The organism is Geothrix terrae, from assembly GCF_022808775.1.
Taxonomy (GTDB): domain Bacteria; phylum Acidobacteriota; class Holophagae; order Holophagales; family Holophagaceae; genus Geothrix; species Geothrix terrae.
Genome location: NZ_JAKZLA010000003.1, coordinates 426,239 through 443,847, shown reverse-complemented (window position 1 = coordinate 443,847; position 17,609 = coordinate 426,239). Strand labels below are relative to the sequence as shown.

Below are 17,609 nucleotides of genomic sequence, written 5' to 3'. Positions count from 1 at the left end.
GATGGCAGAGGTCCCCAAGGCCCGGGTGGTCAAGTCCCTCACGAGGGACCGCCACATCCGCCTGTCCTCGGTGGACGCCAGCCCCCTGTGGGACGGCGTCCGGCGGGGGCATCCGCACCTGGAGCCAGCGGCCTGCGCCTGCCTCACGGAGCTGCTCACCTCCACCGCCCTGCTCCAGAGCCGCACGTTCTTCGCCGAGCGCCTGCAGCTGCTGGTGAAGGGATCCGGCAGGGCCAAGGCCGTGGTCTCGGACAGTTGGCCCGATGGCACCATCCGGGGCGTGCTGGACCCCGGACCCGAGGACGTCCTGGCGTGGATCCAGGGCCCCGGCGTCTTCCAGGTGATGCGCTCCAACCTCACGGGCCAGCCCTACGTGGGCCACCTCCCCGTGGTGGAGGGCGGCATCCAGGTGCAGGTGGAGCACTACCTCCAGCAGTCGGAGCAGATCCAGGCCAGCCTCACCCTCTGGTGCGACGCGGGCACGGGCGAGGCCGGGGGCCTGCTGGTGGAACCCCTGCCGGACTGCCCGCCGGAGCGCCTCGCACGGCTCGTCCAGGCCATCGAAGGTCTGGAGGTGGTGCCCCTCTGGGAGCGCACGCCGGACTTCCTGGCCGCCTGGGTGTCCCAGGGCGAAGGGGCCGACGAGCTGGCCGCCACGGACCTCTTCTACCGCTGCCGCTGCACCCGCGAGGCCCTGCTGGAGACCCTGCGCCGCTTCCCCGAGGACCAGAAGGCGGACCTCTTCAGGGAGCCGGGCGCCCTGGAGGTCCGCTGCGACTACTGCGGGACGATGTACCCCATCACCCGCGAGGATCTGCTGCCATGAAGACCCGCGTGGCCATCGCCGAGCGGGGCCGTCCCCTGGGCTCGCCCCTCTCCGTGTGGCTGAATTTCCGCGTGGTGCCTTTCCTGGTGGCGGGGCTCACCAAGCTCTGGTCCTACACCCTGCGGGTGCGCCGCGAGGGCTTCGATCCCGTCGAGGATCTCGTGGACCGGGATCAGCGCATCATCCTGGCCTTCTGGCACCGCCGCCTCTTCATGATGCCCCTCTCGTACCCCTTCCACCGGCGGAATGAGCGGGGCGAGACGCGTGGCGTGGCCATCCTCTCCAGCGACAGCAAGGATGGCGAGCGCAGCGCCGCCACCTGGCGCTGGTTCGGCATCCACGCCGTCCGAGGGACGGCGAGCGAGGATGGCGCCAAGGCCCTGGTGCGCATGATCCAGGCCGTGAAGCAGGGCTGGGATTTCGGCATCACGCCCGACGGTCCCCGCGGCCCCCTCATGCAGCTGAAGCCCGGCACCATCGCCCTGGCCCGCAAGACCGGCGCCTGGATCATCCCCGTGAGCCTCACCTACGACCACAGCTTTGAGCTGAAGACCTGGGACCGGATGGTGATCCCCTATCCCTTCGCCACCTGCGTGATCAAGTACGGAGTCCCGTACCAGGTTCCGCCGAAGGCGGACGATGGCGCTGAGGCCGTGCAGCTTCAGCGCGGGATGGACGACCTGGAGACGTGGGCGGAGGGCTTCTCCCGTGGCTGAGCTGGCCGTCGTCTCCCTCTCCGGCGGCATGGATTCCTGTGTCACCGCCGCCATCGCGAGGGCCCAAGGCTTCGAGCTGGCCCTGCTCCATGCGGACTACGGCCAGCGTACTCAAGCTCGCGAAAGGCGAGCCTTTCGCGAGATCGCGGACTTCTACGGCGTGCCGGCCTCCCGGCGGCTCATCATCGGCTTCGATACGCTGAAGGCCATCGGCGGCTCGGCGCTCACGGATGCCTCCATCGACCTGCCCGAGGGCGACCTGGACCGGCCCGGCGTGCCCGTCAGCTACGTGCCCTTCCGCAACGCCCACCTGCTGGCCACCTGCGTGAGCTGGGCCGAGGTGCTGGGCGCCACGGCCATCTTCGTGGGCTTCGTGGAAGAGGACAGCAGCGGCTACCCCGACTGCCGCGAGGCCTTCCTGAAGAGCTTCGAGCAGACCGCCAACCTGGGCACCAAGCCCGAGACCCGACTCACCTTCCACGCACCACTCATCCACCTCCGCAAATCGGAGATCGTGCGGAGGGGCCGCGAGCTTGGGGCACCGCTGCACCTCAGCTGGTCCTGCTACCAGGGCGAGACGGAGGCCTGCGGCCACTGCGATTCCTGCCACCTCCGCCTGCGCGGGTTCAAGGAGGCCGGGTATCCCGACCCCATTCCCTACGGGTACATTCCCGAAGAACTGAAAACCGCCAACCGCGGAGAACGCTGAGAACGCGGAGAAAAGATTATGGAGCTCGATCTGTTGGCGGAACAAGTCGTCGGAGCCTGCATCGAGGTCCACCGGCACCTGGGGCCTGGGCTCCTGGAATCGGCCTACGAGGAATGCCTTTGCCACGAGCCCAGGCTTCGAGGTATTCCTTTCCAGCGGCAGGTGCCCCTGCCGGTGACTTACAAGTCAGTCCGGCTTGATGCCGGCTACCGGCTCGACCTCGTCGTGGACAGCCGGATCATCCTGGAACTGAAAGCCTGTGACACGGTTCCTCGGGTGGCTCGGGCCCAGGTCATCAGCTACCTCCGCCTGATGGGATTGACACTCGGCTATCTGATCAACTTCCACGCATACCGTCTGACGGAAGGCATCCAGAGGATCGTCCTCAATCATCCTGATTAAGCTTTACTCTGCGCTCTCCGCGTTCTCTGCGGTGAGCCAACCGATTGGATTCGCCATGGCCACCAAGAAGACCTCCAAGCCCACGCTCCCGACGAATCTGCCGAAGTACGTGGTGACGCGCCCCACGGGGGAGCTGGACACTTTCGCCAGCCCGCGGCCGGGGCGGCCCTTCACCATCACCTTCGAGACCGAGGAGTTCACCTGCCTCTGTCCGCTCACGGGCCAGCCGGACTTCGCCAAGCTGCGCATCCTCTACCAGCCCGACCAGCTCTGCGTGGAGTCGAAGTCGCTCAAGCTCTACCTCTGGAGCTTCCGCGACCGGGGCGCCTTCCATGAGGCCGTCACCAACCAGATCCTGGACGACCTGGTGAAGGCCACCCAGCCCCAGTGGATGCGCGTCGAGGGCGACTTCCTCATCCGCGGCGGCATCCGGACGCTGGTGGTCGCGGAACACGGCAAGAAGCAGTGATTCCATGAAGGCCGTCATCGCCCTCGGCTCGAATCTCGGCGACCGCCGGGCGCATCTCGATGCGGGGCTGGCGGCGCTGCGGACGCTGGGGACCGTGCTGCCCTCACCGCTGGTGATGGAGACGCCGGACGAGTCCGGTCGGGGGCCCGCCTACCTCAACACCGTGGCGATCCTGGTGACGGACGAGGCCGATCCCCGGCGCCTGCTGGAGTCGCTGTTGCGGCTGGAGCTGGCGAACGGCCGTGACCGCAATGCGGGGAGGAACGCGCCGCGCACCCTGGATCTGGACCTCATCACCACGGATGGCCCGCCGGGTTCCTGGACCTGGGAGACGCCCGACGGCCTGCGCGCCCTGGGACCGGAGCTCACCCTGGAGCTGCCCCATCCCAGGGCCTTCAGCCGCCCCTTCGTGCTGGAACCCTGGCGCGCCCTGTCCGATCCCGGTGTGTGCGGGGGCGTCATTCCGAAAGAGAGAAACGCCCACCGCTAAGACTGCAGAGAACGCGGAGAACACAGATTCTCTCTGCGCTCCCCGCGTTCTCTGCGGCGGGAGACCCTACTTCGTCCAGCGCTCGCACCAGCCGAGGACGGTGTCGTACCAGAGCTTGCTGTTCTGAGGCTTGAGGACGAAGTGGAACTCGTCGGGGAAGTAGAGCAGCTCGCTGGGAATGCCGCGGAGCTGGAGGGTGTTGAAGAGCTGGAAGGCCTCGCCCACGGGCACGCGGTAGTCCAGCTCGCCGTGGACGACGAGCATGGGCTTCCTGAAGGCGGCGGCGGCGCTGCTGGGGCTCTGGGACTGCCAGCGGGCCTTGGTCTCGGCGCTCTCCCAGGGCCAGCCCTTGAACTCCCAGCGGGGGAACCACAGCTCCTCGCTGCCCACCTGCATGCTCTCGGTGTTGAAGATGCCCGCGTGGGTCACGAAGGCCGCGAAGCGGTCGGCCTCATGCCCGGCCAGCCAGTTGGTGGCGTAGCCGCCGTAGCTGCCGCCGCAGGCGACCACGCGCTTGGGATCGGCGTTGGGGAACTGCTTGAGGACGGCGTCCAGGGTGTTCATGAGGTCGGTCATGACGGCGCCATTCCAGTCGCCGCTGATGGCATCCGTGTAGGCCTGGCCGAAGCCCGTCGACCCACGGGGATTGGGGAGCACGGTGATGAAGCCGCGGCCGGCCCAGGCCTGCGCGTTCCACCGGGGGTGCCAGCTGTCGGCCCAGGCGCCCTGGGGCCCACCATGGATGACGAAGGCGACGGGATAGGTCTTGGCTGGATCGTAGCCCACGGGCTTCACGATGAAGGCGTGGGCCCTGGTGGGCTTGCCCTGCACGGGCACCGTGTCCACCCACAGGTCCTCACCGGGGTTGAGGCCCAGCTCCCTGGCCAGGGCCTCATTGTGGTGGGAGGCGCGGGCGACCTTCCCCGTCTTCAGGTCCAGGGTGTAGAGGTCCTGGGGGGTGGTGAGGCTGGTGGAGACCAGCACGGCGTGGTCTTTCGCCACGGCGGAGCCGCTCGGGGGCAGCGCGAAGCCCTCGATGTGAAGGCCCCTGCTGAGGCGCTGGAGGCCCTGGTCGTTCCAGCGGAAGAGGTCGGCGTGGCCCTGCTGGTCGCTGACGCCCACCAGGTCCTGGCCCTGCCACTGGAAGTCGCCGAAGCTCTGGTCGAAGGCCTGGGTGGTGCGCACGACCTTGCCGGCGGCGCGATCGAACACCCACAGCTCGAACTTGTCGGATTCAAAGCCCGGACGGCGCTGGGCGCGCCAGGCGAGGGCCTTGCCGTCCGGCGAGTAGCGGGGCGTGGTGTCCATGGCCGGGTTGTCGGAGAGCTTCTTGGCGGGGCCGCCGGAGAGGGCCACCTCGTAGATCTCGCCGTTGGTGCTGATGGCCCGGGTCTGCTCGGGGTGGGTCTCGAAGGCCAGGGCCTTGCTGTCGGGGGCCCAGTCGAAGCCGTCCCCGGCCGCCACGTCGGCGAAGTTGGGCACGTCCGTGGCGAGGCCCGCCGTGAGGTCCCGCGGCGCGGCGCTGCCGTCGGCGGGCACCACGAAGAGGTGGCTCACCTGGCGGTCATCTTTCCACTCGTTCCAGTGCCGGTACATGAGGTGGGTGATGACCCGGGCCTTGACCTTGCTCTCCTCCTGGCGCTTCAGGAAGGCCACGTTCTCGGCTTCGCTCCCCGAAGGCACGGTGGTGGAGAGGAAGGCCAGCCACTTGCCGTCGGGGCTCCACACCTGGCCTTCGGCGCCGCCGCTCAGCTTCGTGAGCTGGCGCTTCTCATGGGTGCCGAGGTCCACGATCCAGATCTGGCCGCCGGACTGGTAGGCCAGCTTCTTCCCGTCCGGGCTGAAGCGGGGCCGGGTCTGGCTGCCGGCGCCCAGGTCCAGGGCCTTCGCCTCGCCGCCGGCGGGCTTGTACCAGACGTGGGTGGTGGTCTTGTTGGCGGCGATGTCCGGAGTGCCCACCTGGTAGGCCAGGGCTCCCGCGGCGGAGAGCTGGGGATCGGTGACGCGCTTGACCTTGAACAGGTCGTCCACCTGGAGGGGGCGGCTGGCGAGCAGGGGCAGGCCTGCGGCGAGGAGGAGGATCTGGGCCTTCATGGGGACTCCGCGATCAGTATTCAGAGAGGAGGTGGCGGGCGATGACGGTGCGCTGGATCTCGCTGGTGCCTTCGCCGATGGTGCAGAGCTTCACGTCCCGGTAGTACTTCTCCACCGGGTAGTCCTTGATGTAGCCGTAGCCGCCGAGGATCTGCACGGCCTGGTCCGCCACGCGGCAGGCCACTTCCGAGCTGTAGAGCTTGGCCATGCTGGCGGCCTTGGCGTAGGGCAGGCCCTGGTCCTTCAGGCCCGCGGCGCGGTAGATGAGCAGGCGGGCGGCCTCGATTTCGGTGCCCATGTCCGCCAGCTTGAACTGGATCCCCTGGTGGTCCGCCAGGGGGCGGCCGAAGGTGTGGCGGATCTTGCTGTAGCGGAGGGCCTCCTCGAAGGCGCCCTGGGCCATGCCGAGGCCCAGGGCCCCGATGCTGATGCGGCCGCCGTCGAGGGTCTTCATGGCCTGCTTGAAGCCCACGCCCTCCTCGCCCAGGAGGTTGGCCTCGGGCACCTTCACGTCCTCGAGGATCAGCTCGGAGGTGTCGCTGGCCCGGAGGCCCAGCTTGTTCTCCTGCTTGCCGGCCCGGAAGCCGTTCATGCCCTTCTCGAGCACGAAGGCGCTGATGCCGTCGGCGCTGCTGCGGCCGGGCAGGGCGGGACGGGTGCGGGCCATGACCACGAAGATGTCGCCCACGGTGCCGTGGGTGATGAAGGTCTTGGTGCCGTTCAGGACGTAGTGCGAGCCATCCTTCTTGGCGGAGGTGCGCAGAGAGCCCGCATCGCTGCCCGACCCCGGCTCCGTGAGCCCCCAGGCGCCGATGGCCTTCCCACTGGCGAGTGGCTTCAGGTAGGCCTGCTTCTGGCGCTCGTCGCCCATGGTGAAAATGTGGTTGCTGCAGAGGCTGTTGTGGGCGGCCACGGTGATGCCCACAGAGCCGTCCACCCGGGAAAGCTCCTCCACCACCACCGCGTATTCCTGGTAGCCCATGCCGGCGCCGCCGTATTCCTCGGGGAAGATGACGCCCATCATGCCCATCTCGCCCAGCTGCTTCACCACGCCCATGGGGAAGGTCTTGGTCTCGTCCCAGGCCATGACGTGCGGGCGGATCTCCTTTTCGGCGAACCGGCGCACTTCCTGGCGCAGGGCCTCAACGTGCTCGGGGAGCGTGACATCCATGGGGGCCTCGATTCAGCGGAGGGTGGCTGTGCTGGGGGCGGGGGCGCGATTGATGAGCTGCTTTTTGCGGAGCAGGGTCTCGGCCTCCGGCATCACCTCCAGGCCCTTGAGGATCACCGGATCCTTCTCGCACTGGAGCTTGAAGCCGGCCTCCACACCGAAGGCGACGTTCTGCATCTCGATGGAGAGCTGCTCCCGCATGGCCTCCAGATGGCTCTCCCAGTCCTTGTCGCTGATGGTGAGCTTCTGCTCCTGGGCCCAGGCGCGGAACCGCGCCATCACGGCGTCGTCCGCGCGCTCGCCGGGCCGGATGCCGAAGCGCTCCTTCTCCTGCACGGCGTACCGGAAGAAGGCGGAGTACCGGAAGCGGAGGTTGATCATGAACTCATCGAGGCGGATGAGGGGCATGGGATAGTCCGGATTGATGCCGCCTCCGCCGTAGACCGTGCGGCCCAGGTCGGTCTTGAAGGCCGGGCCCTGGGGCTTGGGGTCCTTCTCGTCCTCGGGGTTGTAGTAGTCGTCCAGGCCGTGGGTGTAGTCCCGCTGGATGCTCCGCCCCGAGGGGGTGTAGTAGCGGGCGGTGGTCAGGGCCAGGCCCCGGGAGCGGTTGATGGGCAGCACGCTCTGGACGAGCCCCTTGCCCCAGCTGGTCTGGCCGACGACCACTCCGCGGTCGTGGTCCTGGACGGCCCCGGTGACGATCTCGCTGGCGCTGGCCGATCCGCGGTTGATGAGGACCACCAGGGGGAAGGGATCGAGCTGCGCCCCCTTGCTGGTGCGCGTCTGGTTCTCGTCCCGGCCGTCCCGGCCCTTCTGGCTCACGATGAGCTGGTCGGGGCCCAGGAGCTGACGGCAGATGCCGATGGCCGAATCCAGGACGCCGCCGCCATTGCCGCGGAGGTCGAGGATGAGCTGCTTCATGCCCTGCTTCTTGAGGGTGGCCACGGCCTTCTCGAACTCGTCGGAGGTGGTTTCGCCGAAGTCCTTGATGAGGATGAAGCCCGTCGTGGGATTCAGCATGAAGCTGTAGTAGACGCTGTTGGTGGGGACCTCGGCGCGGGGGATGGAGAAGCGGAGCAGGTCGGCGAGGCCCGACCGCTGGACGGCGATCTCCACCAGGGTGCCCTTCTCGCCGCGCAGCTTCTGGAGGGCGGCATTGGAGGTCATGCCCTCGGTGCTCGTGCCGTCGATCTCCTTGATGATGTCGCCGGACCGGACACCCAGGCGCTCGGCCGGCCCGCCCTTCATGGGGCTGATGATGGCGATACCCTGGTCGTGCTGCTGGATGATGGCGCCGATGCCGAAGAAGGAGCCCTTCTGCTCTTCGCGCAGCAGGCGGAACTCGCTCTCGTCCATGTAGTTCGAGTGGGGGTCCAGGGTGTGGAGCATGCCCTGGATGGTGGCGTGGGTGATCTGGCGGGGGGTGGGCGGCTCGGGGCTCTGCTTCTGCACCAGGTCCATGACCTCGGTGAGGGTGTCCAGGCCTCGCTGGCGGGCGCCCTCGGCGCCGGACCGGGCGAGCAGGGGCCCCGCCACGGCGACCGTGGCGGCCACCACCATCCACATCCAATTGCGCTTGATGAAACGGGCCATGAGGCTCCCGGGGAGTGTCCCTCCAGGATACGCCCCGCCCGCAGGGAGGGCGAAGCGCGGTTTTATCAGAACCCCTCGAGGATCCGCCGGGCCGTGGGGGCCATGCGCTCCCGGCTGGCCCGGGTGGCGTGGACGATGCCCTCGAACTGCCGGTAGGCGAGTTCAAGGTCGTCATTGAGGATCAGGTAGTCGTAGGCGGGGTACAGCTCCAGCTCATGGCGGGCATGCTCCAGGCGGATGCGGATCTGCTCGTCCGAGTCCTTGCCCCGGCTGCGCAGCCGCTGCTCCAGGGAGGCGGCGGAGGGGGGCAGGATGAAGATCATCCGCGCTTCGGGCATGGCCTGGCGCACGTTCAGGGCGCCGGTGGTCTCGATGTCGAGCAGCACGTCTCGCCCCGTGCCCAGCACGTCCTTCAGCCAGGCGCGGCCTGTGCCGTACCGGTGGCCGTAGACCTGCACCCACTCCACGAAGCCGCCCTCCCGCACCATGGCGTCGAACCGGGCGTCGTCGATGAAGAAGTAGTCCCGCCCGTCCACCTCGCCCGGGCGGGGCTTCCGGGTGGTGAAGGAGATGGAGAAGATCAAGTCCGGGACGCTCTGCACCAGCCGCTGGGTCAGCGTGGACTTGCCCGCGCCCGACGGCGCGGAGACCACGAACACGTTGCCGGGATGCTGGATCAAGGGCCCCTCCTCCCCCCCACTTTAGCGGAAGCCGGGCTGGTGCCGGGTTCCGGCGGGGGTAGCATGGGCGCCTGGAGGTCCCATGCGCGCCCTGATCCTCTCCCTCGCTTGTGTCCTGTCTCTGTCCGCCCAGGAAAGCCCCCTTCCCAAGCCCACGGCCCATCACCTGGCCCTGAAGGAGCAGGCCGGCACCTGGATCGCCGTGGCGAAGATGTACATGGACCCGTCCAAGCCGCCCGTGGTGTCCAAGGGGACGGAGATCAACACCCTCGTGTCGGGCGGATTGTGGCTGAAGTCCGAGATGCGCGCCGAGATGATGGGCCAGACTTTCGAGGGCCATGGCCTCTTCGGCTACGACACCCACCAGAACGCCCATGTGGGCAGCTGGGTGGACAACGGCGGCACCTGGATGGCCGTGTCCAAGGGGACCTGTACCAAGGACTGCCGGGAGATGACCCTCTTCTTCGATGGCTACGACGAGGCCGGGAAGCCCCTCACCTTCAAGGAGGTCCACACCCAGCCGGACCACGACCACCGCTTCGCGGCGATGTTCGTGAAGGGCAAGGACGGCGCCTTCGTGAAGCTCATGGAGATGGAATACACCCGGGCGAAGTAGGCCCGCCGCCCCTCGGCGCTGCTACTGGAACTCCTCGGGCTCTTCGGGCACGGGCTCCGGCGCGCGCTTGAAGATGGCCGAGGCGCTGCGCCGCCCATCCATGACGATGTGGACGGGCTCGTCCAGCCGCGTGTGCACCAGGCAGCCCGAGCGCCAGACCTCCGGCTGCCGGCGCAGCCAGTCCCAGTCGAGCAGGCTCGTGCCCCGGGGGTAGGGCACCGTGAAGTAGCCGATGTTCAGGGAGGTCACGTTGTGGAAGAAGTGTGAGCCCAGCGAGGCGTCCGCCTGGAAGTTCTCCATGGCGTACTCCACGATCACCTGGGCGCAGGAGATCATGGACCACACGATGGGGATGCCCAGGTGGCGGTCGTTGCTGCCCCAGCGCCCGGGGCCCAGCAGGACGTACTTCCCGCCCTCGGCGCGGAAGCGGTCATTGAGCTTCTCGATCTCCGCCGCCAGGGTGGGCGTCTCGAACTTGTCGAAGCCCTCGGGGTCCACCCACACGACGTCCCGCAGGCCCTCCACGATGCCGTTCCCCACGCACTTCTCGGAGAAGAGGAAGAGGTCGGCCGGATCGAGGTCCGCCGAGGACAGGTTCACGTCCCCCGTCTCCATGAGCTGGTGCTTGATCTGGAGGAGGGTGAAGGTGGGCTTGCCGTTGTGGGGATCGGGGTCGAGGTTCACGGCGAACTCGAGCTCCACCGGCGTCTCCATGGCCCCGCGGATCAGCTCCAGCAGCCGCTGGAGGATCGGGGCCAGGGGGAACTGGTCGTACTTGAGGATGTTGCGGAAGTTCACGATGCGGGGCCCCGGGCGGTCGAGGCCGTCCTGGATGCGATCGTCGTTCCAGTCCCAGACGGAGGCGCAGTGCTGCAGGGCCCCATCCGCCTCCGCCTCCTGGATGTCGAGGCTGAGCAGGGTGGCGTCCTCCCCGGCGTAGAGGTCCACGGAGGTGCGGCTCATGTCCAGGGCGTAGAAGCGCTTCTGGGTGGTGCGCAGCTGCTCCCTGGGGGGCAGCATGTCCATCTCGGGGTAGGGCGGCGCGAAGCAGTAGGCCTTCTCGCCTTCCACCACGTACTTGCCCAGCCCCACGGCGATGCTGGCGATGCCGTCCTGCGGCAGCGTATAGGCCACGGGATAGTAGTTGAAGGACTGGGCCACGCCTGAGATGTGCGGGTAGAAGCGGCTGCCGAAGCGGCGTCCCGAGACCTCCTGGATGAGGATGGCCATCTGCTCTTCCTCGATCTTGTAGTCGATGGCCTGGAAGTAGGCGCGGGAGGCCTTCGAGTAGACCGAGGCGTAGACCAGCTTGATGGCCTCCATGAGCTGGACCTCGCGCACGGCGGGGTCGGCGTCGTTGTTGGGCAGGAAGAAGGTGCTGTAGAGGCCCGCGAAGGGATGGGAGAGGCTGTCCTCCAGCAGGCCCGAGGAACGGACGGCCAGGGGCACCTTGGCGTGCTTGGTGAGGAAGAGGCGCAGCTTGGCGATCAGCTCCGGCGACAGCGAGCCCATGAGGAAGCGCCGCTTGATGGCGTCGTCGTCGGCGTCACTCTGGACCATCTGCCTCAGGCCGTTCCGGTGGATGAAGCCGGTGAACTCCTCCGTGCCGATGATGGCGGAGCGGGGGATCCGGATGTTCGCGCCGGGAATCAGGCTCTCCAGGTCCAGCCGGGAGAGCAGGGAGTGGGTGAAGGCCACGCCCCGCGCCTTGCCGCCCATGGAGCCGGAGCCCAGGCGGAGGATGTTGGGCTCGTCCCGGGGCGTGGATTCCGTGAGGGGAATCACCTTGCCCAGGGTCCGCATGCGCTGCACGTAGTCGCCCACGTCGATGAGGAAGGTCCGCATGTCCTCCGGATCCCGGTAGTCGGAGATGCGGAAGCGGGCCAGGACCTTGGCGACCTGGACCTCGCCGCGGGCCATGATCCAGGAGGAGAAGTGGTTGCGCAGGGCGTGGTAGACCAGGGACTCGGCGGGCACGGTGCGCAGCTTCTCCCGCAGGTCCTCCATGTCCGTGGCCCGGGCGATCTCCTCGCCGGCCTGGTTCCGGAAGATGAAGTCGCCGAAGCCCAGGCGTTCGTAGAAGAAGCTCGAAAGCTCCGCGCCCAGGGTGAACGAGTTCTTGTTGAGGAAGCCGCTGCCCAGGGCCGTGGCCCAGGATTCCTTCAGCGGATCCGAGGACTGGAGCAGGGTCGGCAGGTCCGGGATTCGCTCCTTCAGGGCGCGGATCAGCTTGATGCCGGCCTCGCGGTCGAGGGTGCCGTCCTTGGGGAACTTGCGGTCCGAGATGACGCAGAGCAGGCAGTCCTGGAACTGGTCGCAGAAGGCCATGGCCTCCTCGTACGAGGTGGCCAGGATCACCTTGGGGCGGACCCGCATGGACAGCGTGCGCGTCATGCGGTCCATGTTCTGTTCCTTGGCCAGGCGCGTGGTCTGCTTGAGGATCTCGCTGTAGAGGATGGGCAGGTACCGCGAGTAGTAGCGGATGCTGTCCTCCACCAGCAGGATCACGCGGGTGAGGCCCACCTTGGTGTCGTTGAGGACGTTGGCCCGGTCCTCCATGAACTTCACCATGGCCATGAAGATCTCGGGGTTCCCGTTCCACACGAAGATCTGGTCGTAGTGCCGCAGCAGCTCCTGCCGCCGGCGGTCCATGACGCCCACTTCCACGTTGTCGTTGAGCAGGAGGTAGATGGGGATCCGCGGCGCGGCCTTCCGCAGGGCCCGCGACAGCTCCACGTGCCCGCCCTGGCCCAGGCGGCTCATGACGATGATGATGTCGAAGTGGCGGCTGGCGCAGCGGTCCAGGGCCTCGTCCACGGTGGACACGTTGGTCACCCGGGGCGGGTTGCTCATGTTGAGCTGGTAGTAGCCGTCGAAGAGGATCTCGGTCAACAGGCCGTCCTGCTCCAGCGTGAAGGCATCGAAGGCCGGGGCGACCAGGAGGATCTCCCGGGTGCGCAGGGGCATCAGCTCGTGGAAGATCTCCTTGTCCGTCGCGTACTTGTGGAAGATCTCATTGAAGTCGCGGCTGATCATGCGGGGGCCTCGGTTCCACCGCAGTTTACTGGCCTGGGCACAAAAAGGGGGGCCGCGGGCGGCCCCCCTTTTTGTGCCTTGGTGGAAAGCAGGAAACGGCTACACCAGGCCCTGGTCGATCATGGAGTCGGCCACCTTGATGAAGCCGGCGATGTTGGCGCCGTTCACGTAGTTGCCGGGGGTGCCGAAGCGGGCGGCCGCGTCGGCGCAGGACTTGTGGATGTTGATCATGATCTGGTGCAGGCGGGCGTCGACCTCTTCGGCGGTCCAGCCCAGGCGCATGGAGTTCTGGCTCATCTCCAGGCCCGAGGTGGCCACGCCGCCGGCGTTGGAGGCCTTGCCGGGGGAGAAGAGGATCTTGCCGGTGTTGGCCTGGAAGAACTCCACGGCGTCCAGGGTGCTGGGCATGTTGGCGCCTTCGATCACGGCCATGCAGCCGTTGGCCATCAGGTTCTTGGCCTCGTCGAGGTTCAGCTCGTTCTGGATGGCGCAGGGCAGGGCCACGTCCACCTTCTGCTCCCAGGGGCGCTTGCCGGCGTGGAACTGGGCCGTCTTGAACTTCTGGGCGTAGGGGGCCACGGACATGCGGTCGATGCGGAGCATCTCGGTCATGTACTCGATCTTCTCGCCGGAGATGCCGTCGGGATCGTAGATGTAGCCGTCGGGGCCGGAGATGGTGACGACCTTGGCGCCCAGCTGGGTGGCCTTGGTGACGGCGCCCCAGGCCACGTTGCCGAAGCCGGACACGGCCACCTTCTTCCCGCCGATGGACTCGCCCTTGGTCTTCAGCGCCTCTTCGGCGAAGTAGACCACGCCGTAGCCCGTGGCCTCGGGACGGATGAGGCTGCCGCCCCAGTACTGGCCCTTGCCCGTGAGCACGCCGGTGAACTCATTCCGGAGCTTCTTGTACATGCCGAACATGTAGCCGACCTCGCGGCCGCCCACGCCGATGTCACCGGCCGGCACGTCCGTGTCGGCGCCGATGTGGCGGAAGAGCTCCATCATGAAGGACTGGCAGAAGCGCATCACCTCGGCGTCGGACTTGCCGTTGGGGTCGAAGTTGGAGCCGCCCTTGCCGCCGCCCATGGGCAGGCCCGTGAGGCTGTTCTTGAAGATCTGCTCGAAGCCCAGGAACTTCAGGGTGTCGAGGGTGACGTTGGGATGGAAGCGGATGCCGCCCTTGTAGGGCCCGATGGCGCTGCTGAACTGCACGCGCCAGCCGGGATTGACGCGGATCTGGCCCTTGTCGTCCACCCAGGGCACGCGGAAGCCGATGGCGCGCTCGGGCTCAATCAGCCGCTCCAGGATGGCGTTCTTCTTGTACTTGGGCTCCTTCTCGAGGACTGGGGCCAGGGAGTGGAGGATTTCGGTGGCGGCCTGGATAAACAGGCTTTCCCAGGGGGCCTTTTTCTTGAGGCCCTCAAGGACTTCATTGACGTACTGGCTCATGGTTCCTCCGGGAAGGAAGGGGGTGTGGAGGCGGAACCGGGGCTCCGGCCGGGAAAAGCATTCGTGCTGAGATCCCGCGGGGCCGTCCCGAGGCGTCCGCGGCGCGATGCAGGGGCAAAAACAGGACGACATGACTCTAGCCGCACGGGCTGCCCCGAGGGAGGGTGGAGTATCAAGAGGTGATGCGAAGCACTAAAAGAGGGCCATCTGCCTGGAGCATCGGGCATTTTGTTGACGATCCGTCAAAAGGACCAACCCGCCCGCAGGTCCACCCGGTTGTCGTAGAACGTGCTGCCGCCGCCACGGTCCGTGAGGCGCTGGGAGGTCAGCGCGTTCACGGTGCGGTCGCCGGGAGCGTGGCGGCGCCACCACACCCCCTCGGCCACCGCGACCCCGGCGGGCACCTTGTCCGTCACCTCCAGGGTGAAGGCCACCTCGCCCAGGCCGTTGAACGCGGTCACCGGATCGCCGTCCGCCAGGCCCCGGGCCGTGGCCTCGGCGGGGTTCACCCGGAGGGTCATCCGGCCCATGCGCCGCCGCAGGTCCTCCCGCTCGTGGAAGGTGGAGTTGAGCCCCTGCACGGCCGGGGCCGTGACGAGTTGAAGCGGATGCGGGTCCCCGTCGCTGTGGGGCGGCAGGAAGCGGGGCAGGGGTTCCGGATCGCGGGGGTTGAGGACCTCCACCTTGCCGCTGGGCGTGCCGAACTGGAGCGCCTGCCGGTGGGGGTCCAGCTCCACGGCGAAGCCCTCGGCGAGGCGCGCCGCGTCCACGCCTAGCCGCCATGGATGGGGCTCGGCCAGGAGAGCGTCGATGAGGTCGTCCGCCGACTGCGAGAACACCGCCTCCGTGAAGCCCATCGCCTTGGCCAGGGCCTGGAACACCTCGAGGTTCGAGCGGCTCTCCCCCACCGGCGGCACCACGGGTCGCGCCCGCTGGATGGCGTAGTGCCCGAAGGCGCGGTAGAGGTCGCTGTGCTCCAGGGAGGAGGTGGCGGGCAGGACCAGGTCGGCGAGCCGGGCCGTGTCCGTCATGAACCGCTCGTGCACCACGGTGAAGAGATCCTCCCGCGCGAGGCCCTTCAGCACGGCGTTCTGGTCCGGCGCCACCACGGCGGGGTTCGAGTGGTAGACGTAGAGCGAGGCCACCGGCGGGTCCTGCAGCTCGTTCAAGGCGCGGCCCAGCTGGTTCATGTTGAGGGTTCGGACAGGGCGGGGCAGCAGGTCCTCGCGCTCGACGAGGCGCATGGGGAACACGCCCCCGGTGCTGGTGGAGGCGAAGGCCCCGCCGCCGGGCTTGGCGTAGGCCCCCACGAAGGCTGGAAGGCAGGCCAGCGTGCGCAGGGTCATGGCCCCGTTGCCGTAGCGGGAGATCCCGTTGCCCGGGCGCAGGTGCGGATCGCGGGCGCGGCCGTAGGCCTCCGCCAGCTCGCGGACCGTGGCCGCGGGCACGCCCGTGATGGCCTCCACCCGCTCCGGCGGATAGTCCGGCAGGATGCGTTCTCGAAGCTCCGCCGCGCCCTGGACGTGAGCCGCGAGGAAGCCCTCGTCACATAGACCCAGGCGGTCCAGCAGGTGGAGGATCCCCAGGGCCAGGGCGCCGTCCGTGCCCGGCCGCACCAGCACCACGCGGTCGCAGAGGGGCGCGGTGGCGTGGGCGTAGGTGTCGATGAGCCAGACCTGGGCGCCCTTCCGCTTGGCCTCGCGCACGGCGTGGAGGGCGTGGACGGTGGTGGCCGCGGCGTTGATGCCCCAGAGCAGGATGAGGTCGCTGGCGGCGCAGGCGTCCGGGTGCGGCGCGGGCGTACCGCCCATGACCAGGGCCCAGCCCTCGTTCTTGGCCGGCGAGCAGATGGTGCGGTCCAGCTTCGAGGCCCCCATCCGGTGGAAGAAGGCATGCCCGGCGTTGCGCTGGACCAGGCCCATGGTGCCCGCGTAGGAGTAGGGCAGGATGGCCTCGGCGCCGTGGATGGTGATGATCCGCCGCCAGCGGTCCGCGATCTCCCCGATGGCCTCGTCCCAGGAGACGGGCGCGAATGCGCCCTCGCCCTTGGCGCCGGTGTGGCGCAGGGGCGTCGTCAACCGCTCCGGATGGTGCACCGTGTCCTGGTAGCGGTTCATCTTGGGGCAGAGGGCGCCCCGCGTGAACGGATGCTCCGGGTCGCCCGCAACCGCCACGGCGCGGCCGTCCTCCACCTCGACCACGAGGCCGCAGGCGTCGGGGCAGTCATAGGGGCAAACGGAACGGTGATGGGTGCGGGGCATGGGACACCTCCGGGGGGTTCCATCATGGCCGCAGGCGCGGCTCCTTCCTAGTCGCCCTGGAAGGCCCGGCGGTAGGCCGTGGGCGAGGTCTTCAGGATCTGGCGGAAGTGCAGGCGGAGGGAGACCGCCGAGCCGAAGCCGGCCAGGGTGGCCACGTGCTCCACCGGGTGCCCGGTGGTCTCGAGGAGCCGCTGCGCGAAGGTGAGGCGCCGCTGGAGCAGCCAGGCCCAGGCGGTGGTGCCGGTCTTCCGCCGGAAGTGCCGGGTGAAGGTGCGCCGGCTCATGCGGGCGCGCGCCGCGAGGGTGTCCACGGTGAGGGGGCGGTCCAGGTGCCGCTCTGCCCAGGCCAGGGCCTCCGTGAAGGGATCCCGCCCCGACGCGGGCGCGACGGGCTGCTCGATGAACTGCGACTGGCCTCCGTGGCGGTGCGGCTGCACGACCATCCGCCGGGCCACCGCATTGGCGACCTCGGCCCCGCACTGGGATCGGAGGAGGTGGAGGCAGCAGTCGAGGCCCGCGGCCGTGCCCGCCGAGGTCACAACATCCCCCTCGTCGACGTAGAGCACGCCTGGGTTCAGCCGGACCCGCGGGAATTGCCGGGCGAAGCATTCGACCCAGTTCCAGTGGGTGGTGGCCTGGCGCCCATCCAGGAGGCCCGCCTCGGCCAGGACGAAGGCGCCCAGGCAGAGGCCCACCACCCGCGCGCCCCGGGCATGGGCCCTCCGGAGGGCGGCGAGGAGGGCTTCGGGCGGGCGCTCCTGGGGATCCCGCCAGCTGGGGACGATGATCGTGCCCGCGCCGCCCAGGCCCCGCAGGCCATGGGGGGCCTGGAGGGTGAAGCCGGCCGAGGTGCGGAGGGGTCCCGCCTCTACCCCGCAGATCCGCAGGCGGTAGGGCGGGACGCCGAGGTCCGGCCGGTGCTCGAAGACCAGGCAGGGCACCGAGAGGTGGAACGGACTGATCCGGTCGAACACCACCACGGCCAGGGTGTAGGGGTCCAGCGGGGAAGGCGCCATGGCCTGATCTTATCGAACATTGTCATTCAGGCCACTTTCTTCCTCCCGATGCGGGGCACAGCATGAACGCAGCCCGGTTCC

The 17,609-nt window shown here is 68.4% G+C and carries 15 protein-coding genes; 7 read left to right on the top strand and 8 right to left on the bottom strand.

What is annotated here, in order from left to right; all coding sequences use genetic code 11:
* The first annotated feature begins 1 nt into the window (after position 1).
* The 6 genes from MLE42_RS07975 to folK all read left to right on the top strand — a co-directional run bounded on the left by MLE42_RS07975 (position 2) and on the right by folK (position 3,612).
* Positions 2-826 carry an Hsp33 family molecular chaperone HslO gene (locus tag MLE42_RS07975; RefSeq protein ID WP_243287348.1) on the top strand — a complete coding sequence of 275 codons (825 nt, stop codon included), beginning with the start codon at positions 2-4 and terminating at the stop codon, positions 824-826.
* The gene (locus MLE42_RS07970; RefSeq protein WP_243287347.1) at positions 823-1,542 is read left to right on the top strand and encodes a lysophospholipid acyltransferase family protein; all 720 of its coding nucleotides are present in this window, start codon (positions 823-825) and stop codon (positions 1,540-1,542) included. Before MLE42_RS07975 ends, MLE42_RS07970 begins: the two co-directional genes overlap by 4 nt.
* On the top strand, positions 1,535-2,251 hold the full coding sequence (gene queC, locus MLE42_RS07965; protein WP_243287346.1) for a 7-cyano-7-deazaguanine synthase QueC: 717 nt from the start codon (positions 1,535-1,537) through the stop codon (positions 2,249-2,251). The genes MLE42_RS07970 and queC overlap by 8 nt, the downstream gene beginning before the upstream one ends.
* Positions 2,252-2,269: 18 nt before the next feature.
* Entirely contained in the window at positions 2,270-2,653 is a 384-nt protein-coding gene (locus MLE42_RS07960) for a GxxExxY protein (protein WP_243287345.1), read from the top strand.
* Between the two features lie 109 nt (positions 2,654-2,762).
* Positions 2,763-3,122, top strand: coding sequence for a preQ(1) synthase (queF, locus tag MLE42_RS07955; RefSeq protein ID WP_420843088.1), 360 nt, complete (start codon positions 2,763-2,765; stop codon positions 3,120-3,122).
* A 4-nt stretch (positions 3,123-3,126) separates the two neighbouring features.
* Positions 3,127-3,612: a 2-amino-4-hydroxy-6-hydroxymethyldihydropteridine diphosphokinase gene (gene folK, locus MLE42_RS07950; protein ID WP_243287343.1), complete on the top strand. Its 486-nt coding sequence runs from the start codon at positions 3,127-3,129 to the stop codon at positions 3,610-3,612.
* Between the two features lie 66 nt (positions 3,613-3,678).
* Here folK and MLE42_RS07945 read toward each other — a convergent pair whose 3' ends face one another.
* The 4 genes from MLE42_RS07945 to gmk form a co-directional block, all read right to left on the bottom strand.
* Positions 3,679-5,706 (bottom strand): dipeptidyl-peptidase 5, encoded by a 2,028-nt coding sequence (locus tag MLE42_RS07945; protein WP_243287342.1) that lies wholly within the window; start codon positions 5,704-5,706, stop codon positions 3,679-3,681.
* 13 nt (positions 5,707-5,719) lie between these two features.
* Positions 5,720-6,877, bottom strand: a complete 1,158-nt coding sequence (locus MLE42_RS07940) for an acyl-CoA dehydrogenase family protein (protein ID WP_243287341.1) — start codon at positions 6,875-6,877, stop codon at positions 5,720-5,722.
* Between the two features lie 12 nt (positions 6,878-6,889).
* Positions 6,890-8,470, bottom strand: a complete 1,581-nt coding sequence (locus tag MLE42_RS07935; protein ID WP_243287340.1) for a S41 family peptidase — start codon at positions 8,468-8,470, stop codon at positions 6,890-6,892.
* Between the two features lie 65 nt (positions 8,471-8,535).
* On the bottom strand, positions 8,536-9,150 hold the full coding sequence (gene gmk, locus MLE42_RS07930; protein ID WP_243287339.1) for a guanylate kinase: 615 nt from the start codon (positions 9,148-9,150) through the stop codon (positions 8,536-8,538).
* Positions 9,151-9,232: 82 nt separating this feature from the next.
* Here gmk and MLE42_RS07925 point away from each other — a divergent pair, with 82 nt between their 5' ends.
* A complete protein-coding gene (locus tag MLE42_RS07925; RefSeq protein ID WP_243287338.1) occupies positions 9,233-9,766 on the top strand; it encodes a DUF1579 domain-containing protein in 534 nt (177 codons plus the stop codon).
* Positions 9,767-9,787: 21 nt separating this feature from the next.
* Here the strand turns inward: MLE42_RS07925 and MLE42_RS07920 are convergent, their stop codons facing one another.
* From MLE42_RS07920 to MLE42_RS07905, 4 genes are all read right to left on the bottom strand, one after another.
* Positions 9,788-12,802 (bottom strand): PEP/pyruvate-binding domain-containing protein, encoded by a 3,015-nt coding sequence (locus MLE42_RS07920; protein WP_243287337.1) that lies wholly within the window; start codon positions 12,800-12,802, stop codon positions 9,788-9,790.
* A 99-nt stretch (positions 12,803-12,901) separates the two neighbouring features.
* Positions 12,902-14,251 (bottom strand): NADP-specific glutamate dehydrogenase, encoded by a 1,350-nt coding sequence (gdhA, locus tag MLE42_RS07915; protein ID WP_243287336.1) that lies wholly within the window; start codon positions 14,249-14,251, stop codon positions 12,902-12,904.
* Positions 14,252-14,493: 242 nt separating this feature from the next.
* Entirely contained in the window at positions 14,494-16,512 is a 2,019-nt protein-coding gene (locus MLE42_RS07910; protein WP_243287335.1) for a molybdopterin oxidoreductase family protein, read from the bottom strand.
* A 47-nt stretch (positions 16,513-16,559) separates the two neighbouring features.
* Positions 16,560-17,528 carry a helix-turn-helix domain-containing protein gene (locus tag MLE42_RS07905; protein ID WP_243287334.1) on the bottom strand — a complete coding sequence of 323 codons (969 nt, stop codon included), beginning with the start codon at positions 17,526-17,528 and terminating at the stop codon, positions 16,560-16,562.
* Positions 17,529-17,609: the final 81 nt, after the last annotated feature.